This window comes from Streptomyces sp. MAI_2237 (assembly GCF_054189285.1).
The window spans coordinates 628,807-652,113 of record NZ_JAJPGQ010000002.1; the positions used below are offsets into that span (position 1 = coordinate 628,807).

17 protein-coding genes are annotated in these 23,307 nt (G+C 71.4%); 3 read left to right on the plus strand and 14 right to left on the minus strand.

Annotated elements, in window-relative coordinates; genetic code table 11:
- Positions 1-119: 119 nt before the first annotated feature.
- From LN251_RS07705 to proB, 3 genes are all read right to left on the minus strand, one after another.
- A complete protein-coding gene (locus tag LN251_RS07705) occupies positions 120-1,406 on the minus strand; it encodes a glutamate-5-semialdehyde dehydrogenase (protein ID WP_458243729.1) in 1,287 nt (428 codons plus the stop codon).
- Positions 1,407-1,467: 61 nt separating this feature from the next.
- Positions 1,468-1,896 carry a hypothetical protein gene (locus LN251_RS07710; protein ID WP_058925325.1) on the minus strand — a complete coding sequence of 143 codons (429 nt, stop codon included), beginning with the start codon at positions 1,894-1,896 and terminating at the stop codon, positions 1,468-1,470.
- 185 nt (positions 1,897-2,081) lie between these two features.
- Entirely contained in the window at positions 2,082-3,188 is a 1,107-nt protein-coding gene (proB, locus tag LN251_RS07715) for a glutamate 5-kinase (protein WP_458243730.1), read from the minus strand.
- A gap of 212 nt (positions 3,189-3,400) precedes the next feature.
- Here proB and LN251_RS07720 point away from each other — a divergent pair, with 212 nt between their 5' ends.
- On the plus strand, positions 3,401-4,807 hold the full coding sequence (locus LN251_RS07720) for a polysaccharide pyruvyl transferase family protein (RefSeq protein WP_458243731.1): 1,407 nt from the start codon (positions 3,401-3,403) through the stop codon (positions 4,805-4,807).
- A 5-nt stretch (positions 4,808-4,812) separates the two neighbouring features.
- On the opposite strand, the gene LN251_RS07725 is transcribed toward LN251_RS07720, so the two are convergent.
- The 11 genes from LN251_RS07725 to LN251_RS07775 form a co-directional block, all read right to left on the minus strand.
- Positions 4,813-6,012, minus strand: a complete 1,200-nt coding sequence (locus tag LN251_RS07725; RefSeq protein WP_458243732.1) for a glycosyltransferase family 2 protein — start codon at positions 6,010-6,012, stop codon at positions 4,813-4,815.
- A gap of 164 nt (positions 6,013-6,176) precedes the next feature.
- Positions 6,177-8,264 (minus strand): hypothetical protein, encoded by a 2,088-nt coding sequence (locus LN251_RS07730; RefSeq protein WP_458243733.1) that lies wholly within the window; start codon positions 8,262-8,264, stop codon positions 6,177-6,179.
- 141 nt (positions 8,265-8,405) lie between these two features.
- The gene (locus LN251_RS07735) at positions 8,406-9,902 is read right to left on the minus strand and encodes a D-ribitol-5-phosphate cytidylyltransferase (protein WP_458243734.1); all 1,497 of its coding nucleotides are present in this window, start codon (positions 9,900-9,902) and stop codon (positions 8,406-8,408) included.
- Between the two features lie 183 nt (positions 9,903-10,085).
- Positions 10,086-11,279 (minus strand): hypothetical protein, encoded by a 1,194-nt coding sequence (locus LN251_RS07740; RefSeq protein ID WP_458243735.1) that lies wholly within the window; start codon positions 11,277-11,279, stop codon positions 10,086-10,088.
- An 88-nt stretch (positions 11,280-11,367) separates the two neighbouring features.
- Positions 11,368-12,918: an alkaline phosphatase D family protein gene (locus LN251_RS07745; RefSeq protein WP_458243736.1), complete on the minus strand. Its 1,551-nt coding sequence runs from the start codon at positions 12,916-12,918 to the stop codon at positions 11,368-11,370.
- Positions 12,919-13,181: 263 nt separating this feature from the next.
- Positions 13,182-14,633 (minus strand): GTPase ObgE, encoded by a 1,452-nt coding sequence (gene obgE, locus LN251_RS07750; RefSeq protein WP_458243737.1) that lies wholly within the window; start codon positions 14,631-14,633, stop codon positions 13,182-13,184.
- A gap of 113 nt (positions 14,634-14,746) precedes the next feature.
- Positions 14,747-15,001: a 50S ribosomal protein L27 gene (gene rpmA, locus LN251_RS07755; RefSeq protein WP_040253648.1), complete on the minus strand. Its 255-nt coding sequence runs from the start codon at positions 14,999-15,001 to the stop codon at positions 14,747-14,749.
- A gap of 14 nt (positions 15,002-15,015) precedes the next feature.
- Complete coding sequence (gene rplU, locus LN251_RS07760) at positions 15,016-15,336, minus strand: 50S ribosomal protein L21 (protein ID WP_007381993.1); 321 nt, start codon at positions 15,334-15,336, stop codon at positions 15,016-15,018.
- A gap of 257 nt (positions 15,337-15,593) precedes the next feature.
- Entirely contained in the window at positions 15,594-19,724 is a 4,131-nt protein-coding gene (locus LN251_RS07765; protein WP_458243738.1) for an Rne/Rng family ribonuclease, read from the minus strand.
- A gap of 270 nt (positions 19,725-19,994) precedes the next feature.
- Entirely contained in the window at positions 19,995-20,768 is a 774-nt protein-coding gene (locus LN251_RS07770; RefSeq protein WP_458243739.1) for a TIGR03936 family radical SAM-associated protein, read from the minus strand.
- A gap of 48 nt (positions 20,769-20,816) precedes the next feature.
- Positions 20,817-21,881: a hypothetical protein gene (locus LN251_RS07775; protein ID WP_458244149.1), complete on the minus strand. Its 1,065-nt coding sequence runs from the start codon at positions 21,879-21,881 to the stop codon at positions 20,817-20,819.
- A 135-nt stretch (positions 21,882-22,016) separates the two neighbouring features.
- Here LN251_RS07775 and LN251_RS07780 point away from each other — a divergent pair, with 135 nt between their 5' ends.
- Both LN251_RS07780 and LN251_RS07785 read left to right on the plus strand, forming a co-directional pair.
- Entirely contained in the window at positions 22,017-22,373 is a 357-nt protein-coding gene (locus tag LN251_RS07780; RefSeq protein WP_458243740.1) for a hypothetical protein, read from the plus strand.
- A 94-nt stretch (positions 22,374-22,467) separates the two neighbouring features.
- Positions 22,468-23,307 (plus strand): class II glutamine amidotransferase, encoded by an 840-nt coding sequence (locus LN251_RS07785; RefSeq protein WP_458243741.1) that lies wholly within the window; start codon positions 22,468-22,470, stop codon positions 23,305-23,307.

A 23,307-nucleotide genomic window follows, 5' to 3' on the forward strand; every position in this document is an offset into this window, starting at 1 on the left:
GGTCAATTTGGGCAGACGGTATGGAAATTCATCCGCCCTGTGAGACACCTCTCGCGGACACGGGAGCATGCGGTGCGCATATGCCGAACGGATACGCGCACCGCCGCAGGGCTCCGGCCTCAGCGGCGGATGTGGCCGTCCCCGGTGACGATGTACTTGGTGCTGGTCAGCTCCGGCAGGCCCATCGGGCCGCGGGCGTGCAGCTTCTGGGTGGAGATGCCGATCTCCGCGCCGAAGCCGAACTGGCCGCCGTCGGTGAAGCGGGTGGATGCGTTCACGGCGACGGTGGTGGAGTCGACCAGCTGGGTGAAACGGCGGGCGGCCTGCTGGGAGGTGGTGACGATCGCCTCGGTGTGACCGGACGACCACAGCCGGATGTGCTCGACGGCCTTGTCGAGGGAGTCGACGACGGCGGCGGCGATGTCGTAGGAGAGATACTCGGTGTCCCAGTCGTCCGGGGTGGCCTCGACGACGGTCGCCTTGGTGTCCTCGGCGTACGCCAGCACTCGCGGGTCGGCGTGCACGGTGACCCCGGCCTCCGCGAGGGCGTCCAGGGCGCGCGGCAGGAACTCGGGGGCGATGTCCTGGTGGACCAGGAGGGTCTCGGCGGCGTTGCAGACGCTGGGCCGCTGGGCCTTGGAGTTGATCAGGATGTCGACGGCCATGTCGAGGTCGGCCTGGGCGTCGACGTAGACGTGGCAGTTGCCGGTGCCGGTCTCGATGACGGGGACGGTGGACTCGTTCACCACGGTCTGGATCAGCGAGGCGCCGCCGCGCGGGATCAGGACGTCGACCAGACCGCGGGCCCGCATCAGCTCGCGCACGCTCTCCCGGCTCTCGCCGGGCACGAGCTGGACGGCGTCGGCGGGCAGCCCCGCCCCGCCCACGGCGTCGCGCAGCACGCGCACCAGGGCGGTGTTCGACTCGTAGGCCGAGGCCGAGCCGCGCAGCAGGACCGCGTTGCCGGACTTCAGGCACAGGGCGGCGGCGTCCACGGTGACGTTCGGGCGGGCCTCGTAGATGATGCCGACCACGCCGAGCGGGACGCGGACCTGGCGCAGGTCGATGCCGTTGGGCAGCGTCGAGCCGCGGACGACCTCGCCGACCGGGTCGGGCAGGGCGACGACGTCCCGCACGTCGGAGGCGATGGCGCGCACCCGCTCCGGGGTGAGCGTGAGCCGGTCGACGATGGCCTCGCTGGTGCCGGCCGCGCGGGCCTTGGCCACGTCCTTGGCGTTGGCCTCGACGATCTCGCTCGTACGGACCTCCAGGGCGTCCGCGATGGCGGCGAGCGCGTCGTCCTTGACCGCGCGCGGCAGCGGGGCGAGGTCGGCGGCGGCGGCCTTGGCGCGGTAGGCGGCCTGGGTGACCGGGGACATGGCGTCGTACGGCGAGAGCGTGGTCATGAGGGAAGCGTAGTGCGCCGGACCGGGCCGTTCACCGTTCGTCCCACACCCCGAGACGGTCTCAAAAGGGGTGAACTCCGACAGGGGTCGCCGGGGGCGGTCCGTATCCCTCCGCCAGGCGCTGGTGGTAGGTCTCGCGGTCGATGACCTCCAGGCCGACGATCTCCCAGGGCGGCAGCTTGGCGGTCTGGCGGTGCTCGCCCCACAGGCGCAGGGCGACGGCGGCCGCGTCGTGCAGGTCGCGCGCCTCCTCCCAGTAGCGGATCTCCGCGTGGTCGTTGGCATACCTGCTGGTCAGCAGAAAGGGATGGTCGTGGGCGAGCTGTTCGAGGGCGCGCCGGACCTCGTGCAGCGGGGCGGCCTGGCCGGAGACGCTGAGCGTGACGTGCCACAGCCGGGGCAGGTCGGCCGGCTCCTCGTAGGACTCGCCGGCCGTGACGCTGGTCAGACCACCGCGGGACGCCGCCGCCCCAGGGCGTACTCGTCTCACGACGGCCTCCTTTGCGCGGCATCGAGCGGTGCTCGTGCGGAACGGGTCCCTGAGTCAAAGTTGAGCAGGCCGCAAGCGCTCGCGGGGCGGTTTTGCGGAACGTCCACCTCAGGGCGCGCCGTTTTGCGGGGCGTTCACCCTGTTTTCGGCTGCCGAACGCCCTGGCCGGGCCGCCGGCGGACGTATCAGGGACGAAGGATCACCAGGTCGTCGCGGTGGACGACCTCGCGTTCGTAGGCCGGGCCCAGTTCGCGCGCCAGCTCCCGCGTCGAACGCCCGAGCAGCTGGGGGATCTCCTTGGCGTCGAAGTTGACGAGCCCGCGGGCCACCGCGCGCCCCGCGCCGTCGCGCAGCTCGACCGGGTCACCGGCGGCGAAGTCGCCCTCCACGGCGGCGATACCGGCCGGCAGCAGCGACTTGCGCCGCTCGACGACCGCCCGCACCGCCCCTTCGTCCAGGGTGAGGTGCCCCTGCGGGGTGGAGGCGTGCTGCAGCCACAGCAGGCGGTCGGCGTAGCGCTTGCCGGTGACGTGGAACCAGGTCCCGGTGTCCCCGCCGGACAGGGCCTCGGCCGCGTGCACGGCGCTGGTCAGGACCACGGGGATGCCGGCCGCGGCGGCGATGCCGGCCGCCTCGATCTTGGTGACCATGCCGCCCGTGCCGACGCCCGCCTTGCCCGCGCTGCCGATCTCGACGTGCGCGAGGTCCTCGGGTCCGCGGACCTCCGCTATCCGCGAGGTGCCGGGCTTGCCGGGGTCGCCGTCGTAGACGCCGTCGACGTCGGAGAGCAGCACCAGCAGGTCGGCGTGGACCAGGTGCGCCACGAGTGCCGCGAGGCGGTCGTTGTCGCCGAAGCGGATCTCGTCGGTGGCGACGGTGTCGTTCTCGTTCACGATCGGGAAGGCGCCCATGGCGAGCAGCTTGTCGAGGGTGCGCGAGGCGTTGCGGTGGTGGGCGCGGCGGCTCATGTCGTCGCTGGTGAGCAGCACCTGGCCGACGCGGACGCCGTAGCGGGCGAAGGAGGCGGTGTAGCGGGCGACGAGCAGGCCCTGGCCGACGCTGGCGGCGGCCTGCTGGCGGGCCAGGTCCCGGGGGCGGCGGCGCAGGCCCAGCGGGGCGAGTCCGGCGGCGATGGCACCGGAGGAGACCAGGACGATCTCCCTCTCCCCTCCGCTGCGGCTCTTCGCGAGGACGTCGACGAGCGCGTCGACGCGGTCGGCGTCCAGGCCGCCCGAGGCGGTGGTCAGCGACGAGGAACCCACCTTGACGACGATCCTGCGGGCTTCCGCCACGCCCTGCCTTGCCCCTGCCACCTGCTTGTCCGTCCCCTCGCGCGCTCGGGTTGCCCCGCCAGGCAATCTACGCGAAGGGGCACGGGCGGCGCGCGTCGGTCCACGCACCGGACACGCGCGACGTAACCGATTGCTCACGCGGTGCGTACGGCAAAAAGGTTGCACTGGTTGCCTATAGAAATAAAAGTCCCGGCAAACTTAATTTGAATGTCGTGTCACCCATAGATCACCAGACCCGCCCCACGCAGCGCATCCTTCTCCGGTCGGGGAAGAGCCCCTACGACGTCTTCTCGGTCGAGGAGGCGCTGCACCAGGACGTCATCGCCACCAACTCCGGCAACCTGATCTTCAGCGACGCCGCGCACAAGATCCTCGAGACGCCCGGCACGGAGGTGGTCTCGAACGGCATCCGGACGGATGTGTCGGCGGCGGAGCGGATCAACGAGGAGTACGACGTCTTCGTCGTACCGCTGGCCAACGCCTTCCGGCCGTCCTTCGAGGGGCAGCTGAAGCGGCTGACCCGGCTGATCCGCCGGCTGCGCATCCCGGTGGTGGTGCTGGGCGTCGGCGCGCAGGCCGGGCTGAGCTACAACGCCGAGCGGCTGAAGCCCATGGAGGAGTCGGTGCGCGACTTCGTCTCCGCGGTGCTGGACCGCAGCGCGTCCATCGGCGTGCGCGGCGACTTCACCGAGAAGTACCTGCGGGGTCTGGGTTTCCAGGACGTCGAGGTCATCGGCTGCCCGTCGCTGTTCCTGTACGGCGGCGAACTGCCGGTGCGCAAGCGGGTGGCGGAGCTGACGGCCGGGTCGCGGATCGCGGTCAACGGTTCGCACAGCGCGGTGCAGAAGCAGGGGCTCGGCAAGGTCATCGACCGTGCCCACGCCCGCTATCCGCACCTGACCTTCATCGGCCAGAACCTCAGCGACGCACGGCAGTTGCACTGGCGGGACCTGTCGCACCCGAACGCCGCGGTGACCGCGATCCCGACCCACCCGGACCACCCGATGTACCGGGAGGACAAGGTGCGCGTCTACGTCGACCCGGTGACCTGGATCGACGACCTGCGCGGCTACGACTTCTCGTTCGGCTCCCGCATCCACGGCAACATCGCGGCGCTGCTGGCGGGCACGCCCGCGACGGTGCTGTGCGGCGACTCCCGGACGCTGGAGCTGTGCCGCTACTTCGACATCCCGCACCGCAGGATCGACAAGCTGCCCGAGGACCTGGACCCGGCGCGGCTGTACGAGGAGGCCGACCTCTCCGGACTGACCGGCGGGCACGCGGAGCGCTTCGAGCGCTTCACGGCGTTCCTGGGCCGCAACGGTCTGGAGAACACCTTCACCCACGGCGACGGCGGCGCGGCCTTCGACGCCCGGATGAGGAAGCTGTCCTTCCCGGCGGGCATCCGCCCCTGGAACGACGCCGACCTGGCCTCGCTCACCTCCCGGTTCGGCTGGATGCAGACCCGGCTCGCCGAACTGTCCCTGGACAACGACCGGTTGAAGCGCGAGCTGGAGCGCACCGCCACGGCATCGGCCGCCCCGACGTCCGTCTACCGCAAGGCCCGCCGTGTGGTGGCCCGCCCGATCAGACGGGCACTGCAGACGGGCCGCCAGTAACGGAGTCAGGCCGCCGCGGGCACCTTCAGCACCCGGCGGGCCTTGCGCACGGCGCGGCGCAGGACCGAGGAGGGTGTGTGCTCGCGGTAGCCGGGGAAGGCCCTGGCCTCGCGCGGGGTGGCGAGGTAGACCGAGTCGGGTATGCCCGCCGCGGCGTCACGGAAGTGCGGGTAGGCGAGGTAGACGTGGTGGCCCCGCTTCTCCAGCAGGGCCGCCGCCTGCTTCTTCGCCTTCACGAACTCCACGACGGGCAGCAGGAGTTCGGGCTTCTCCTCGGCCACCAGGTGCAGCCGCAGGCGCTCGTCGACCTTCAGCCGGCGCGCCACGCCCTCGGTCCAGAACTGCTCCATCAGCGGCTTCGCCAGCTCGAACTTGTGCCGTCGTACCTTCTCGCTGTCCTTGAGGTACTTGGGGCCGAACTGCGGGAGCAGGGTGACCACGAAGGGCCGGTGCATGAGGGAGTCGCGCCGCTCGCCGGGCGGCACCATGTCGGCGATCAGGTTCATCAGGGCCCGCGCGGAGTCGAAGCGCAGGGTGTAACCGCCGCTCTTGGTCACGTGCTTGCCGTCGTCGCGGCCGACCAGGTAGTAGCAGGTGTGGTCGGCGATCACGGAGACGCCGTCGGCCCGCAGATACGCCTCCATCGTGAACAGCGCGTCCTCGCCGGTCCACAGGGACTCGTCGAAGCGCATGCCGTGCCGCTCCAGGAGCTCCCGGCGGAACAGCTTCTGCGCGCTCAGCGTGAACTTGATGTTGGACGAGAAGACGTCCGTGCGCTCCAGGGTCTTGCCCCACATGGACTGCGGCGGCTTGCGGTTGATGCCCTCGACCCTGCCGAGGACGACGTCCGTGGCGTTGCGGTCGGCCATGTCGACCATGCGCTCCAGGGCCTCGGGGCCGAGCCGGTCGTCGGCGTCGAGGAAGAACACGTAGCGCCCGGCGGCCTTGCTCAGGCCGACGTTGCGGGGGCCGCTGGGGCCGCCGGAGTTGGCCTGCCGGATCACGGTGACGGACATGGAGACGCGGTCGGCGAACTCCTCCAGGCACTCCCCCGTGCCGTCGGTGGAGCCGTCGTCCACCGCTATGACCTCGATGCGCCCCGGGTCGATGGTCTGTGCCTCGACGGACGCGAGGCATTCGACCAGGTAAGGCATCGCTTCGTACGCTCCGATGACGACAGTCACATCAGGCTGCGTCACGGTCACATTTCCCCCTCGTCACGGGATCTTTCCCCCGTATCGTCTTATTGGCTACCTGCTAGACGGACGACCAGGGGGGCGGGTTGCCCGTACGTACGTAAAAAGGGCCCGGTTTTCGAGGATCACTCCTCGGAAACCGGGCCCTTCTCACCGTTTTCACATACGGGGGCTCACGCGGTGGTGGGCGGCTGCGCCGACAGCGCGTCCGACAGTTCGTCGGCGCCGGGGGTGCCGGCCGCGGCGGCGCGGGACTCCTGGCCGAGGTTGCGGGTCTCGGCCTTCAGCGCCAGGTCGGCGACCGCGGTGTTGAACTGCTCGATGGAGGTCGGCTCGTCGGGGCCGAGCAGGTACTCCTTGAGCTCCTTGCGGTCCTCCGCCAGCGGGTCGGCGGCGGGCTCGCGGACCGCGGCCAGCAGCTCGCCCAGCTCGGCGGCGGAGTTGGACAGGATCGTGGCGGCGCGCACCGCGGTGTTCTGCCGCTTGAACTCCTCCACGCCCAGCTCGGCGGAGTCCGTCACCGCGTACGGCTTGCCGCTGGCGATGAAGTCGGAGACCACGCTGGAGATGTCGGAGACCATCGCGTCGGAGACGTTGAAGCAGTCGTACAGGCGCGGCTCGGCGCCCGTGACGACGCGGTGCTCGAAGGTGCCGGCGGAGCGCCAGTAGGCGTCGTTCCACTCGCCGCGCAGCCGGGCGACCTCCTCGTGCCGCTTGAGGTCGACCACGCCGTCGCGGGTGGCCTCGGCCTCGTCGCCGCGGTCGCTGCCGGTGCCGGAGAGCTCGGCCAGCCGCGCCTCGATCCGGGCCAGTTCCGCCTTGGCCTGGGCCTGGGCGGCGCTGTCGACGGTGAAGCGGGGGTCGGCGGCGCGCTCGGCGGCGGCCTTCTCGACCAGCGCGGTGATCCGCTGGTGCGCGGCGCCGGCCTCCTTGCTGACGGTGCCGGTGAACGGGTGCGGCTTGTACAGCACACGGACCGGCGGGTCGGCCTTGAGGAGCTTCTTGACGATGTTCTCGCCGGCCAGCACGAGCGAGGTGTTGCCCGGGTTGCCGTCCCATCCCTCCCAGGTGGGCGCGTACAACACGGTGGGGACACGCCCCTCGGGCACGCCCTGCCGGCCCTGGATCGGCGCCAGCTGCGGGCGGCCGACCTCCACGATGTCGTCGTCGCGGACGCCGACGTCGGCTATGGCGTAGCGGTCACGGCCGGCGCGGCCGGCGGTCCACACCTCGTCGTACACCTTGCTGAAGGGGTTGACGCTGGCGAGCTTGTCGCTGTCGCCGTGGCCGATGAAGACGTGCTTCATGGTGGGCACGCGCAGCAGGTGGATGTTCTTGCCGACGTTGGCCGCGTACAGCGCGACGCGCACGGTGGTCAGGTCCATGTTCATCAGGTGGACACCGCCGGGCACGCAGACGACCGGGACCGTGGTGGGCGCCAGGTTGGCCAGGATGACCCGCTCGCGCAGGACGACCAGCGGCTTGGAGTCGAGCTGCTCCATCGTCTCCAGCCACATGTTGACCTGGTAGGCGGAGTCCTTGGAGCCGGAGAAGTACAGCACCGTCTCCGGCTTGTACTCGCGCAGCCAGTCGTCGACCGCCGCCAGGACCTTCTCGGCGTTCGGCGGGATCTTCCCGCCGCGGACGTACGGCATCAGCGCGAGGACGTACAGGCAGCCCAGGAAGAGGGTGACGCCGATGCCGATGAATCCGGGCACCGACGACTCCATCTCCGCGGCGACCAGGATGCCGGCCACGGCCGCGAGGTCGAGGTGGAGCATCTTCTCGGCGGAGCGGTTCAGCAGGAAGCGCGGCGGGGCGTCCGGGATGCGGATGCGGGACTTCAGGTCGACGTTGCGGGTGGCGACCGGCATCCGGCGGCGGTTGCGGATCAGGGTGACCAGGGCGCCGTGCGGGGCCTGGAGGCCGTAGAAGGCGATGAAGCAGGCGACCGCGCCGTAGTAGATCAGGTTGTCCGCGAGGGACAGCCGGGCCAGCAGCAGGATCAGCAGCAGCTCTCGGATCAGGAAGCGGATCGAGAGGCCGGCGCGGACCTTGCTGAGCCGGTTGACCAGGTAGCTGCCCTTGCGGTGCAGATAGTGGTCGGCGGCGTACGTCACGGCGGCGGCCGCGGCGAAGGCGGGCACGCTCGGAACGAGCGCGGCCAGCATCAGCGCCGGGAAGCCCAGCATCATGAGCGCCGCCGCGGCCAGCTCGGCCGCGCTGCCCACCCGGGCGACGCGAATAGCGGTGGATATCACGGAGAACCTGCTCTGGGAGGGAGTGCCGGTTTTGAATGTATTCAGGCCCCTGCGAAGACCCGGACGATGCACTGCTCAATGCACTGCATTAACCCCGGAAAGCAGAGGCCTGAATAACGGAAGACTAATTCCCGTTGATTATTACACGCCGTCCTGGCGGTCCAGCACCGAGGCCAGGGCCTGCTCGAAGCCCGTGGCCTTCGCCGCGCCCGCCGTCGGGTCCTGCTGGCGGACGTCGATGACGTGCCCGGTCAGCTCGGACAGCAGCACGTCGAGCGAGGTGCGGGCGACCGCCTCGGAGGAGAGCAGGGTGCCCGCGGGCTCCTGGCCGAAGGCCTTGGTGCGCATCGGGGTGGCGGTGCGCTCCGGGTTGATGCAGTTGACGCGGACGCCGTCGCCGGCCCACTCGTCGGACAGGGCCTGGGTGAGGTTCACCATGGCGGCCTTGGTCGAGGAGTAGAGGCTGTACTCGGCGCGGCCGCGGGTGTAGCTGCTGGAGGTGTACAGCAGCAGCTGGCCCTTGGTCTCCGCCAGGTACTTGTACGCCGAACGCGCGATCTGCACCGGGGCGAGGTAGTTGACCTTCAGCGCTTCCTCGATGGTCGCGTTGTCGGTCTCGGCCAGCTTGCCGATGCGCAGCACGCCCGCGGTGTTGACGACGTAGTCGATCCGGCCGGTCTCGCCGTACGCCTTGGACAGCGCGTCGTCGACCTCCTCCGGGTTCTCCACGTGGGTGCCGGTGGTGGAGCGGCCGAGGGCGTAGACCTTGGAGCCGTAGGACTCCGCGAGCTCGGCGATGTCCTTGCCGATGCCGTACGAGCCGCCGAAGATCACGATGGTCTTGCCGGTGAGCAGCTCGCGGTAGGCGTCCTCGCTCACCTGCTCGGGCGCGGCCGTCGAGGCGAGCTGGAACAGCTTGTCGGCGATGAAGACGTCGACGGGCTGGGTGACCTTCATGTTGTACTCGTCGCCCGCGACGACGTGGATCGGCACGTCCGGCAGGTACTTGAGCACGACGGAGCAGTCGTCGGTGGCCTGGAAGTTCGGGTCGCCGGCCGCGACCTCGTAGGCCCGCTTGATCGTGGACAGCTTGAAGGCCTGCGGCGTCTGGCCGCGGCGCAGCCGGGAGCGGTCCGGGATCTCGGTGATGAACTCGCCGTCCTGGCCGTGCGTGCGGGTCACGATGATGGTGTCCGCGGACGGGATGGCGACGTCGACGGCCTGGTAGCGCTCCAGCGCGGCCACGCAGTCGTCGATCACACGCCGCGAGAGCAGCGGGCGAACGGCGTCGTGGAAGAGGACGTTGAGGTCCTCGCCCTCGGCCAGACCCTCGCCGAGGGCCTCGATGGCGCGCTCGGTGGTCTCGTTGCGGGTCGAACCGCCCTCGATGATCTTCTTGACCTTGGTCAAGCCGGCCTTGGCGACGATCTTCTCGACGTCGGGCACGTAGCCCGGCGCCATCAGCACGATGATGTCGTCGATCGAGTCCGCCTGTTCGAAGGTGGCCAGGGTGTGCTCGATGACTGCCTTGCCGGCGATCTTCAGCAGCTGCTTGGGGATCGAGAGACCCACCCGCTGGCCGGTGCCACCGGCCAGGATCACTGCGGTGGTACGGGGCTTGGCTATGTGCTGGGACACAGAGGACCTACCTTGGGGCGACAGGGAACCCGGAAATGGTCCCACTTGCGGTTACCGCTGTGCAAGGTGAGCGCCGTTCACCGCATATGTGCGCGCCACCTGACATTCACCTTGCACCACTGGTGACACCGTGACACTCGCCGGGCGCGTCCGCGGAATTGCTGTGAGTAACGGCACAGGAGATCAGTGCCGGCGCAGCTTCTTCAGGCAGCGGTGACCGAGCACCTTCACGAGTTCCTTCGACGGCGTCTGGTGAACCGTGCGCGCCTTCGCGGGATCGGCGTGCCGCACGGGAGCCCCCGCGGCCGCCGCGAGGGCGCCGTAGAGCGCCTGGGCCGCCACCTCGGGAGCGATCCGCGGCTCGCCCGAGGCCGGGGCCCGGTCCGGTGACGCCGGTACGGCGGACAGCAGCGCCGGATCGCCGAGGACGCGTACGCCCGTCCGGGCGATGCGTTCCGCCATCTCGGTGGCTCTGGCGGCCGCGGCCTCGGCGGCCCAGACGGGGGTGGAGATCTTCACGTCCCGCGGTGTCGGACTGCACGCATTCTTCATATGCATCACCGCGCCGTTGCGCACGAGCCTGGAATACAGCTCGTCCGGCAGGCCATTGCCGCGGAATTCCTTATTAAGATTCCGCAGCATTTCGGTCTCGGCGAGAGTAAGGGAACGATTCGCTGTGTCCGGAACGGGTTGCAGCAGGTTCTCGGGCAGCCCGAGCAGTGTCTCGAAGGTGCGCATCAGGCCGTCCCGGTCGCGGTCGTCGACCACGACCACCGTGACCCGCTCCGGGCCCACCACCGCGGCCCAGCGCTCGACGAGCCGGTCGTGCCCGTGGCGGCGCCAGAAGCTGGGGGTGGGCTGCTCGTACGGCGCCTTCCTCAGCATGTGCCGCAGCCAGTCCTCGTAGCCCATGCGCAGGCCGTTCTGCACGTACTGCTGCCACTGCGAGGGCATGATCCTGGCCAGCGGGCGCAGGGTGACCAGGACGTGCACCCGGTCGCCGCCCAGCTGCCGGACGATCCGCGCGACGGTCGCCTCGTCCTCGGCGTCGGCGAAGAACTCGCTGCTGACCGCCGAGGTGCGCCGGCCGGTGGCCTCGACCTGCTTGACCAGCGTCGCCCAGTGCCGGTCGGTGGGCACGATGTCGCCGATCATGGCTGGCCGGGCGCAGGCGGCCAGCGCGGCCTCCATGGGGTGCCGGGTGTGCGCGGGGAACTCCACGCCGTGCGCGGGCAGTCGGTCCTTCGCGGCGAACAGGGCGCCCTGGATCGAGGTGGTCCCGGTCTTGTGCGGGCCGATGTGCAGCAGCCGGGTGCCGGCGGGCAGCGGCTCGGGCCGCCGCACCGGGGCATCGTCTCTCGTGCAGTCCGTCTCCATGGTCAGGGGATGGTAAGAGGCTTACCTGAGACTTACCTGAGGAGGGCCTGGGACCCGGATGAACCCCAGGACTCCTTCCGCGCCGCAGTCAGGCGAGTTCGACGCCGGGGCGGCCGTTCTCCACTCGCAGCCGGGCCAGGGTGCTCGCGGCCGCCGTCGGCCGTACGACCGTGTCGACCACCCTGACCTGCGCGTCGATGCCGTGCCGGTCGATGTCGAAGAGGTGGTAGCCGCGGTGTGCGTCGATCAGCTTCCAGTGCGGGTTGTCCGGCAGCAGCGGGTCCCACTGAGCGTGGAAGGCGGCCTGGTCCTGGTCGCCGTTGCTGGAGATGGAGGTGCCGACGAACTCGGCGCCGACGACGTCGGATTCGGGGTCGGCGTAGTCCGTCCTGAGGTCGCTGATCATCGTCAGGTGGCGGTCGCCGCTGAGCACGACCGGGTTGCGGACGTCGGCGAACTCCCCCAGCAGGGCGTTGCGTTCGACCTGGTAGCCGTCCCAGGCGTCGTAGTACCAGAGCTTTCCGTCGCCGACCTGCAGGTCCGTCTCGGCCATCATGATCTGCGAGGCGATCAGGTTCCAGCGGGCGGGCGAGTCGTGCAGCCCGTCCAGCAGCCACTGCTTCTGCTCGGCGCCGAGCATGGTCATCGACGGCGACCGGGCGCCCTCCTGGGTGGTCGCCTGGTCGGTGCGGAACTGGCGGGTGTCCAGGACGTTGAGGCGGGCGAGGCGGCCGAACTCCAGGCGGCGGTACATCTGGATGTGCGGACCGTCCGGGATCGCGCTCGCGCGGACCGGCATGTGCTCGTAGTACGCCTGGAAGGCCGCCGTCAGCCGGGCCACGAAGGCGTCGTGCGGCTGCTTGGCGGGGTCCTGGGGGATCTCGCCGGCCCAGTCGTTGTCGACCTCGTGGTCGTCGAAGGTGACCACCCAGGGGGCGTTCGCGTGCATCGCCGCGAGGTCGGGGTCGGAGCGGTACTGGGCGTAGCGGTTGCGGTACTGCTCCAGGGTGTACGGCTCCCCCGTGCCCTCGTGCCGGCGCGGGCCCGCCGACGACGGCGTGGACTCGTAGATGTAGTCGCCGACGAACAGGACGACGTCGGGGTCCTGGTCGAGCATGTCGGCGTACGGCGTGAAATAGCCGTGCTGCCAGTTCTGGCAGGAGGCCAGGGCAACGCGCAGCGAGCCGCCCTTGCCGTGCGGGTGCGGGGCGGTCCGGGTGCGGCCGGCCGGGGAGATCTGCGCGCCCACCCGGAAGCGGTACCAGTACGCGCGCCCGGGACGCAGGCCCCGTACGTCGACGTGAACGCTGTGCCCGTACTCGGGGCGGGCCTGGGCGACGCCCCGGCGGGCGGTCTTTCTGAACCGCTCGTCCTCGGCGATCTCCCACTGCACCGGGACCACCTCGTCGGGCATGCCGCCGCCGTTCAGCGGGTCCGGGGCGAGGCGGGTCCAGAGCACGATGCCGTCGGGCAGCGGGTCGCCGGAGGAGACACCGAGGCTGAACACCCCGTCGGGCACGGTGTTCTCCGCGGCTCGGGCGGTGCCCGGGAGCCACAGCTGGGCAGAGGCCGCGGCGCCGAGAACGGCGGCACCGGCGGTCAGAAAACGGCGTCGGTCGGGCGAGAGTGCTCCGGTCATCGTCGAACTCCTTTGCCTGGCTGGCCTCTTGGACTCGTGCAGGCTCACGCACCCGGGCGGTCCGCCCGCTGAACGTGGCCCTTCGCGTGCATGACAAATGGGCAGACAACAGAAGACCCGTTGCGACACGGGAACAACAGGATGAACCCGATCTTGTCGCAACGGGCCTCATGAACGAGCCGCGTGCGGGGATACCACCAAGTTGGCGGAAAGACCCGGGGCGCCTACCGCGGCCTCGCTACGGCACCGAAGACACCGTCCCCCTACTCCGCGAACGGATCGAAGTCGCCGTACTCCCGATCCGCGTCGTCCCGCTCGGCCTGCCGGTCCCGCCGCCGCTGCGCGGCCGGCCTCGGCGCCTCGAAGCGATGGTCCTCGCCCCGGCGCCCCAGCATCTCCGCACCGGCCGTCAGCGTCGGCTCCCAGTCGAAGACGACGGCGTTGTCCTCGGGACCGATGGCCACGCCGTCCCCGGAGCGGGCGCCCGCCTTGACCAACTCGTCCTCCACACCGAGCCGGTTGAGCCGGTCCGCGAGGTAGCCCACGGCCTCGTCGTTGTTGAAGTCGGTCTGCCGCACCCAGCGTTCGGGCTTCTCGCCACGCACCCGGAACAGCGGCTCGCCGGCGACGTCCTCGCGCGTGACGGTGAACCCGGTGTCATCGACGGCCTTCGGCCGGATGACGATCCGCGTCGCCTCTTCCTTCGGCTTCGCGGCGCGCGCCGACGCGACCATGTCGGCCAGCGCGAACGACAGCTCCCGCAGCCCGAGATGGGCCACCGCCGACACCTCGAAGACCCGGTAGCCCCGCGCCTCGAGGTCCGGCCGCACCATCTCGGCGAGATCCTTGCCGTCCGGTACGTCGATCTTGTTGAGGACGACGATCCGGGGCCGCCGGTCGAGCCCGCCGTACTGCTTCAGCTCCTCCTCGATGATGTCGAGGTCGGAGACGGGGTCGCGGTCGGACTCCAGGGTCGCCGTGTCCAGCACGTGCACCAGCACGCTGCACCGCTCCACGTGCCGCAGGAACTCCAGGCCGAGTCCCCGGCCCTGGCTCGCCCCGGGGATCAGCCCCGGCACGTCGGCGATGGTGTACACGTTCTCACCGGCCGTCACCACGCCCAGGTTGGGCACCAGCGTCGTGAAGGGATAGTCCGCGATCTTCGGCTTCGCGGCGCTCAGCACCGAGATCAGCGAGGACTTGCCCGCGCTCGGATAGCCCACGAGCGCCACGTCGGCGACGGTCTTCAGCTCCAGGACGACGTCCTGCAGATCCCCCGGCTCGCCGAGCAGCGCGAAACCGGGCGCCTTGCGGCGGGCCGACGCGAGCGCCGCGTTGCCGAGGCCGCCGCGGCCGCCCTGCGCGGCGACGAACGAGGTGCCGTGCCCCACCAGGTCGGCGAGGACGTTGCCCGCCTTGTCGAGGACGACGGTGCCGTCCGGCACGGGCAGGATCAGGTCCTGGCCGTCCTTGCCGGAGCGGTTGCCGCCCTCCCCGGGCTTGCCGTTGGTGGCCTTGCGGTGCGGGGAGTGGTGGTACTCGAGAAGCGTGGTCACGGACTGGTCGACGGTGAGGATGACATCCCCGCCGCGTCCGCCGTTGCCGCCGTCGGGTCCGCCGAGCGGCTTGAACTTCTCGCGGTGGACGGAGGCACAGCCGTGACCTCCGTTACCCGCGGCGACATGCAGTTCGACGCGGTCCACGAAGGTGGTCATGGTTCAGTGCCTCCAGAGACGTAAGTACTACTCGTGTTAACACGCGAAAGGCGGACCCGCCTTCCCGACCGGGAAGTGAGGTCCGCCTCGCGAAAAGCTTCCGATCAGCCGACTCAGGCGACCGGAACGATGTTCACGACCTTGCGGCCACGGAACGTGCCGAACTCCACCGCACCGGGCTGGAGCGCGAACAGCGTGTCGTCGCCGCCGCGGCCGACGCCGGAGCCCGGGTGGAAGTGGGTGCCGCGCTGGCGGACCAGGATCTCGCCCGCGTTGACGACCTGACCGCCGAAGCGCTTCACGCCGAGGCGCTGAGCGTTGGAGTCGCGACCGTTACGGGTGGACGATGCGCCCTTCTTGTGTGCCATCTCTCCTCAGTCCCTTACTTCGCAGCCGCGGGGATCTCAGTGACCTTGATCGCCGTGTACTGCTGGCGGTGGCCCTGACGACGGCGGTAGCCGGTCTTGTTCTTGTAGCGAAGGATGTCGATCTTGACGCCCTTGTGGTGGTCCACGACCTCGGCCTGGACCTTGATGCCGGCCAGCACCCACGGGTCGCTGGTCACAGCGTCGCCGTCGACAACGAGCAGGGTCGAGAGCTCGACCGTGTCGCCAACCTTGGCAGTGGAAATCTTGTCAACCTCAACGATGTCGCCGACAGCAACCTTGTGCTGGCGACCACCGCTGCGCACGATGGCGTACACGCGGATCTCACTCTCTCGCTCGGGAACGGCACCCCCGCAGTCCAGCCACCCGGCACGGGCAGCCTCTCCGGAACGGCCGGCGCGGAACGCCCGGCGCTCTGGAGGAAGAGGTTTACGGGGATGTGGCGCGTCCCATATCCGTGGACACGCCGACGGTCAAGGTTACGGGGCCGGAGCCGAGGGGGTCAAACCGGACCGGGTCCCGCGGGTATGCGGCCGATCACACCGACCGGCCGCACCCCTTCACCTCGTACTGCTCAGCTCTCGTCGGCGGCGGCGGAGACCGAGGTCTTCTTCGCCGTCGACTTGGCCGCGGCCGTCTTGGCGGTCTTCGCCGCCTTCTTGGCCGTCGTCTTCTTCGCGGCCGTCTTCTTGGCTGCGGTCTTCTTGGTGGCCGCCTTCGTCGCGGTCGCCTTCTTGGCCGTCTTGCGGGCCGTCTTCTTGGCCGGAGCGGCCTCCTCGACGTCCCCCTCGGCGGCCGCGGGGGCCTCGTCCGTCGCGGCCGACGGGACGACCACGACGGCCGCCTCCTCGGACGCGGTGGGCGCGGTGGCCTTGCGGACCGCACGGCGCCGGGTACGGGCCGGGGCGGCGCTCTCGGCGACCGGCTCGGACCGCTCCTCGACGGGCTCGGCGGCCTTCTCGGCCTCGGCCCGCGGCTCGGCCGCGGGCGCGGCCTCGGTGACCGTCACCACGGCCGCCTCGGCCCCGGCCGGCGAACCGGCGGGCGCCGACACCTTGCGGGTGGCGCGACGGCGGGTACGGCCCTTGGGCGCGGCCTCCTCGGCGGGCTCGGCCGGCTCGGCCGGGACCACCGGGTCCTCCGCGGCGACCGGCGCGGCCTGCGCCTCGGTGGCCGTCTCCGGCTGCACCGGACGCTCGGCCTCCGCCGCGGCCGGCACGACCTGGGCGGTGGGCACCTCGGCGACCTCGGTGTCGGACTCGGCCCTGGCGGCGTCGGACCCGGTCCGCTCGCCCTCCGGACGCGTCCGGCCCTTCGGCGCACCGGCCGGAGCCGACGCACGCCGGCTCGTCCGGCGCCGGGAACGGCCACCGCGCACGGCGGCCTCCGCCTCGGCGACGCTGCTGAACAGCTCCTCGTCCGGCTCGAAGACCGGCGCGGGGAGCGCGATGGGCTCGGCGGCCTCGGCGGCGACCTCGGTCTCCGTCTCCTCGGCCTCCGTCTCCTCGACCTCGGCCTCCGGCGCCTCGACGGCGACCGCGGCCTCGTGGACGTGCTCGTGCCCGTCGCCGCCGCGTCCGCGCTTCTTGCGCTTGCCGCCGCCCCCGCCGGAGCTCGGCTGCTCCATGTGGACGATGACACCGCGGCCGTTGCAGTGGACGCAGGTCTCGGAGAAGGACTCCAGCAGGCCCTGGCCGACCCGCTTGCGGGTCATCTGGACCAGGCCCAACGAGGTCACCTCGGCGACCTGGTGCTTGGTCCGGTCGCGGCCCAGGCACTCCAGCAGGCGGCGCAGCACCAGGTCCCGGTTGGACTCCAGCACCATGTCGATGAAGTCGATGACGATGATGCCGCCGAGGTCGCGCAGCCGCAGCTGACGGACGATCTCCTCGGCCGCCTCCAGGTTGTTCCTGGTGACCGTCTCCTCCAGGTTGCCGCCCTGGCCGGTGAACTTGCCGGTGTTGACGTCGACGACGACCATCGCCTCGGTCCGGTCGATCACCAGCGAACCGCCGCTGGGCAGCCAGACCTTGCGGTCCAGGGCCTTGGCGAGCTGCTCGTCGATCCGGTAGGTGGCGAAGACGTCGACCTCGGAGGTCCACCTCTGCAACCGCTCGGCGAGGTCGGGCGCGACGTGCGAGACGTAGCCGTAGACGGTCTCCCACGCCTCGTCGCCGCTGACGATGACCTTGGAGAAGTCCTCGTTGAAGATGTCGCGGACGACGCGGACGGTCATGTCCGGCTCGCCGTACAGCAGCGTCGGGGCGTTGCCGTTCTTCGACTTCTTCTGGATGTCCTCCCACTGCGCCTGCAGCCGCTCGACGTCGCGGCGCAGCTCGTCCTCGCTCGCGCCCTCGGCGGCGGTGCGCACGATGACGCCCGCGTCCTCGGGGACGATCTTCTTGAGGATGGTCTTCAGCCGGGCCCGCTCGGTGTCGGGCAGCTTGCGGCTGATGCCGGTCATGGAGCCCTCGGGGACGTACACGAGGTAGCGGCCCGGGAGGGAGACCTGGCTGGTCAGACGCGCGCCCTTGTGACCGATCGGGTCCTTGGTGACCTGCACGAGGACCGACTGGCCGGACTTCAGGGCGGACTCGATGCGGCGCGGGCCGTTGGCCATGCCGAGGGCCTCGAAGTTGACCTCACCGGCGTACAGGACGGCGTTGCGGCCCTTGCCGATGTCGATGAAGGCGGCCTCCATCGAGGGCAGGACGTTCTGCACCTTGCCCAGGTAGACGTTGCCGACGTACGAGGTCGCCTGCTCCTTGTTGACGTAGTGCTCGACGAGCACGCCGTCCTCCAGGACGCCGATCTGCGTGCGCTCGCCGCTCTGGCGGACGACCATCACGCGCTCGACGGCCTCGCGGCGGGCGAGGAACTCGGCCTCGGTGATGATCGGGACGCGGCGGCGGCCCTGCTCGCGGCCTTCGCGGCGGCGCTGCTTCTTGGCCTCCAGACGCGTGGAGCCCTTGATGGACTGCACCTCGTCGGACGGCTCGGACTTCGGGCGGGGCTCGCGGACCTTGACGACGGTGCGCTCGGGGTCGCCGTCGCCGGGCTCGCTGTCGGCGGAGCTGTCACCGGCACGACGGCGGCGACGGCGCCGGCGGCGGCTACTGGAGCTGGACCCGCCGGGCTCGTCGTGAGCGTCCTCGGCGTCCTCCTCCTCCTGCTCGGCGGTGTCCTCGGCGTCCTGGTCGGCCTGCTCGGCGGCGACGTCGTCGGAGTCCTCGTCCTCGCCGGAGGCGTCCGCGGACTCGCCCCGGCGGCGGCGACGGCCACCGCGGCGGCGGCGCCGGCGCGAGCCGGTCTCCTCGGACTCGTCGCCGTCGTGGGCGTCCTCGGCCGACTCCTCGGCCTCCTCCGCCTCGTCCTCGTCGGTGGTCTCGACGCGCTCCACGGTCTGGACGGCGGCCGGCGCCTCGGCCTCGTCGCCGGACGCGGCGCCCCTGCGGCGGCGCCGGCGGCGGGCCCCGGTCTGCTCCTCCTGGAGCTCCTCGGGCTCGGCGGCCTCGGCACCGGATCCGGGCTCGGACTCGGACTCGGCGGCGGCCTCAGCGGCGGCGCGCTCGGGCGTCTGGAACTTCGGTTCGGTGAACACCGGCGCCTGGAAGACGGCGACGGCGGGCCGCGCGGGCCGCAGCGGGCTGTCCTCCTCGACGGACGCCTCGGCGGTCATCCGGGCGGGCTCGGAGAACCCGGTGGCGGCCTTGCGGGCGACCCGGCGGCGGCGACGCGGGGAGGCGTCCTCCTCGGCCGGGGCGGCGGCGGGCTCCTGGACGGCCTCGGCGGGCTCCTGGGCGGCCTCGGGGGCGGGTGCGGTCTCGGTGGCGGCCTCCTGCGCGGGTGCGGTCTCGGTGGCGGCCTCCTGCGCGGGTGCCGTCTCCTCCTCCGGCGTCCCGGCGGGCGCGGTCACGCGACGCGTGGCACGGCGGCGGGTGCGGCGCGGAGCCGCTTCCTCGGCACCGTCGACGGCCACGGCGGGCTCGGCGGCAGCGGCGGCGTCGGCCTCCGCGCCCTGCTCGCTCGCGGTCTCGGCCGCCGGCGCGGCCTCGGGGGCTCCGGTGGGCGCGGTGGCGCGCCGGGTGGCACGGCGGCGCGTCCGGGGAGCGGGCGCGGCCTCCTCGGCGGGGGTCTCGGCCACGGCGGCGGGCTCCTCGGTGCTCTCGCTCTCGGCCGCGGCGGGCACGACGGTCTCGGCGGCCTCCGCGGTGGCGGCCGGCGAGGTGACCCGGCGGGTGGCGCGCCGGCGGGCACGCGGCGGAGCGGCGTCCTCACCGGTCACGACGGCCTGCTCGGTGTCGGTGTGCAGGGCAGCCTCGGCGACCTCGGCGGCAGCGGCGGGCACGACCGTCTCGGCCGCCTCGGCGGACGCCGGAGAGGCGGTCGGCGCGGACACGCGGCGCGTGGCACGCCGACGTGTGCGGGCGGCGGGCGCGGGCTCCTCGACGGGCGCCGGTGCGGCGGCCGCCGTCTCCTCGGCACCCTCGGCACCCTCGGTCTCGTCGAGCTCCTGCGGCTCCACGGCCTTCTCCTCGCCCTCGGCCGGTACGGCGGGTGCGGTGACCTCCTCCGTCGTCCCTTCGGCCCCGGCGGGCGGGCCCGCCGGGCGGGAAGCGGCACGGCGCCGACGACGCGGCGGCAGGGTGTCGCTCGGAGTGTTCAGTTCTTCGGAACCCTCGGTGGGTTCGGTCGGTTCGAGCATGCGGGCTTGTCTCCCGTCAGGCTCCCGGGCTCCGCGCCTGGTCCGGCGTCGATGACTCGACCGCCGTTGACGTCCGCGGCTCGCGCGTTGCGCGGTGCCGCCGTCCGGGGCGCGGGCGCCGCACGGGAGCTCTCTGTGTCCTGTCTCGCCGGTTCCGTACACCCTGTTGGGTACGGCCTGGCGAAAGTCTTCTGGTCGGTGCGCTGCCCGACCCAGGTGGCTCCCGAGTACGAGGGCGGCGCTACGACGTCCGTCCTTCGCGGGACCGCCTTACGCCGGCGCCGTCGCGGCGGCAGCGGCCGTTGGGGCCTCAGCTGCCTCGCGGTCGGGCGCGAGCGGGTCGGTCACCGTGCCGGTCTCTTCATCGAACAGCCCCTGCGCCAGCCTGGTCACCGCTGCGGGGACCGGCGGCGCCAGGTCGGCCACGGCGCGGAGACCGGACAGGACGTCGTCGGGTCGTACGGCAGGCGTCACGTGCCGAACAACCAGCCGCAGTATCGCACAGGGCTGGTCGGTCGGCCTATCAGCCGGATCACTGTGCGTTTCGAGATCCGCCCGGATGTCCAGATCCGCGACCGCGGAACGGGCGTCGAACGTCCGGACGCCGTTCTTCGTCGTCCGCTGGACCTCCACGGTCCCGGCGGCCTTGAAGGCGGCGACCGCGCGCTCGGCGTCCTCGGGGGCCACGCCGTCCAGGCGCAGCTCCCACACGGAGGCGGTCAGCCGGTCGGCGAGGCCGGAGGTGCGGGCCTCGACGGCGTCGACGATGTCGAGCCCGGGGGGCAGCGACTCGTCGAGCAGGACCCTGAGTTTCTCCGGGTCCCGCGCCTCGGTGAGGGCGATCTCCAGGTACTCCGCCTCACTGCCCGTGCCGGTGGGTGCGGCATTGGCGTACGACACCTTCGGATGCGGCGTGAACCCCGCCGAGTACGCCATCGGCACCTCGGCTCGGCGCAACGCACGCTCGAAGGCGCGCTGGAAGTCACGGTGGCTGGTGAACCGGAGGCGGCCGCGCTTGGTGTAGCGCAGTCGGATGCGCTGCACCGCGGGTGCGGGCGGCGGGCCTTCGGGCTGTCGCTTGCCCAGTGTCGTTCAGTCCTTCGTGAGAGCGGTCGTACCTCTACCAAGAGTACGTGTCTCGTGGCCCGACGGTTCCCGCCGGTCGATCCTCCCGGCCGGTTCGGGTTCCCCGAACAGCATCCGGCGGAAGTCCGCCCGCGCCTGCCGTACGGATTCCCGGGCGGCGGCCAGCGCCTCCCGGGTCGCCCGTCCCACGCTGCGTGCGAGGGCCGCGGCGGGCTTCAGCACGACGTCCCGGACGGCATGGCCGACGGGGGTGAGCACCGTGCGGTACACCCACCGCACCGGTTCCACGAAGACCAGCCGGAAGAGGGCGGCGAGGGCGCGTCCGACGGCGAGCGAGATCCGCCCGGCCACCCGCCAGGCATGCCCGAGGGCATCACCGACCTCGCGGGCGACGACGGCGAGGACGCGTCCGACGGGAACGAGGACCCAGCGCCACAGCGCCAGCGCGGGCAGCACCAGCGCCACCCGGGCGATCCAGTACAGCGCGACGCCGATACCGGTGGCGACCGTGCCCACCAGCCACGCCAGTCCCCTGGCGCACGCGGCGATCGCGTGCCCCAACGGCGTCAGGACCCACGCGTACAGCCGGCCCGCGGGGACGACGAGGAGGTACCGCGCCAGCCAGGCCAGGCCGGTGTACACCCCGGTCCCGACGGCCGCGAGCAGCCACCACACGCCCCGCGCGACGGGCGTGAGCACCCGCGCGTACACCCATACGAGGGCATGTCCGAGGGGGGTCAGCACCGACCGGTAGAACCAGGTCAGCGGGATGACGACGAGCACCTTTCCGAGCAGCCCGAGCGCCTTGCCGACGGGTACGACGACGTATCGCCACAGTCCTATGAGGGGCCAGACGAACAACGCCCGCCCGAGCCACAGCAGGGCCCGCCCGACCGGCCTGAGGACGGTGTCCGTCAGGAACCTGCCCGCCACCACCAGCGCGTCCCAGACCATGCGCACCGGAACGACCAGCACGAGCACGACGATCCGCACCGGCAGGCGGATCGCCACGGCGAGACACCCCTCCGGTGCCTGCCGCTCGGGCCGCTGCGGGGATTTCTCCAGGTCCATACCGACGTAGACGCGCGGACGGCCCGGATGGATGCGGTCCTGGGGCCGAACGGCCCCCGCCCGGGCCGCGACAGGCCCTTCGAACGGGCCTGTCGTCATCTCCACCCGCCCGCGCGAGCGGCGCACGCTGACGACATGAGCGGCAACCACACATCCCCAGGCACCGGGTCATGGCACCTGAAGGGCTTCATGATCCTCACTCCGTCGCAGATCGAGGTCACGGCCGGAGAAGAGTTCACTTCGTCCGTGAGCGTGTGGCCCGCGGGGCCACGGCACGTCGTCAGCGCGTCCGCGTCCGCCGGCTCGGACCTGCGGGTCACGGTGGAGGGCCACAAGGTCACGGTCACCGGGCGCCTCGGGCGCAGGGGCGACAGGCACACCGTTCAGGTGTCCGTGAGCGACGGCGCGGACGTCGCGCACGACACCCTGACCATCGAGGCCACCGACCTGCACCGGCCGATCCCGCCGTTCCTGCACTCGACCACCGGCTGACCACGACCCGGCCACACATGCCGGGCCCGCCGGGTACGCCCATACTGGTGGCAGAAGCGTCGCCGTCCTCCGTCAGAGGGAGGTGGGTGCGGACATGTGCCGCTGGATCGCCTACTCGGGCACGCCCATCCTGCTCAGCCACGTCCTGTTCGAGCCGCAGCACAGCCTGATCGACCAGAGCCTGCACTCCCGACTGGGCGTGGAGACCACCAACGGCGACGGCTTCGGGGTCGGCTGGTACGCGGCGGATCTCCCCACCCCGGCGGTCGTACGGGACGTGGGCCCGGCCTGGAACAACCGCAACCTCCAGGAGGTCGCCCACCACGTCCGCTCGGGCCTGTTCTTCGCCCACATCAGGGCGACGACAGGGACGGCCGTGCAGCAGACCAACTGCCATCCCTTCCGGTGGGATCGCTGGCTGTGGATGCACAACGGCGTGATCAGCGACTTCCCCCGGCTCCGACGCGACCTGGCGCTGGCCGTCGACCCCGCCCTGTACTCCGACATCGAGGGCTCCACCGACTCGGAGCTGATGTTCTACCTCGCCCTGACCTTCGGTCTCACCGAGGACCCGCCGGACGCCGTGGCCCGCATGGCCGGCCTGGTCGAGGAGACGGGACACAAGCACGGTGTACGGCACCCGCTCCAGATGACCGTCGCCGTGTCCGACGGCGACCGCCTCTGGGCTTTCCGCTACTCCAGCGAGGGCCACTCGCGCTCCCTGTACTACAGCACCAGGGTGGACTCCCTGCGCGCCCTCCATCCGGACACCGCGTTCCTGCGCGAGGTCGGCGAGGAGACCCGCCTGGTCGTCTCCGAACCCCTCGGCAACCTCCCCGGAGCCTGGAACGAGGTCCCCGAGAGCAGCTACGGCATCGTCCAACCGGGCCAGGACACCCTCCACGGCTTCCAACCCCGGCCGAACACCGTATGA

Bases quoted from the DNA above. Each gene is read 5' to 3' on its own strand.
- LN251_RS07780 (WP_458243740.1), top strand. From the start codon at position 22,017: ATGAGCGGCAACCACACATCCCCAGGCACCGGGTCATGGCACCTGAAG.
- LN251_RS07740 (WP_458243735.1), bottom strand. From the start codon at position 11,279: ATGGAGACGGACTGCACGAGAGACGATGCCCCGGTGCGGCGGCCCGAG.
- rpmA (WP_040253648.1), bottom strand. From the start codon at position 15,001: ATGGCACACAAGAAGGGCGCATCGTCCACCCGTAACGGTCGCGACTCC.
- LN251_RS07705 (WP_458243729.1), bottom strand. From the start codon at position 1,406: ATGACCACGCTCTCGCCGTACGACGCCATGTCCCCGGTCACCCAGGCC.
- LN251_RS07775 (WP_458244149.1), bottom strand. From the start codon at position 21,881: ATGGACCTGGAGAAATCCCCGCAGCGGCCCGAGCGGCAGGCACCGGAG.
- obgE (WP_458243737.1), bottom strand. From the start codon at position 14,633: ATGACCACCTTCGTGGACCGCGTCGAACTGCATGTCGCCGCGGGTAAC.
- LN251_RS07745 (WP_458243736.1), bottom strand. From the start codon at position 12,918: ATGACCGGAGCACTCTCGCCCGACCGACGCCGTTTTCTGACCGCCGGT.
- LN251_RS07785 (WP_458243741.1), top strand. From the start codon at position 22,468: ATGTGCCGCTGGATCGCCTACTCGGGCACGCCCATCCTGCTCAGCCAC.
- LN251_RS07765 (WP_458243738.1), bottom strand. From the start codon at position 19,724: ATGCTCGAACCGACCGAACCCACCGAGGGTTCCGAAGAACTGAACACT.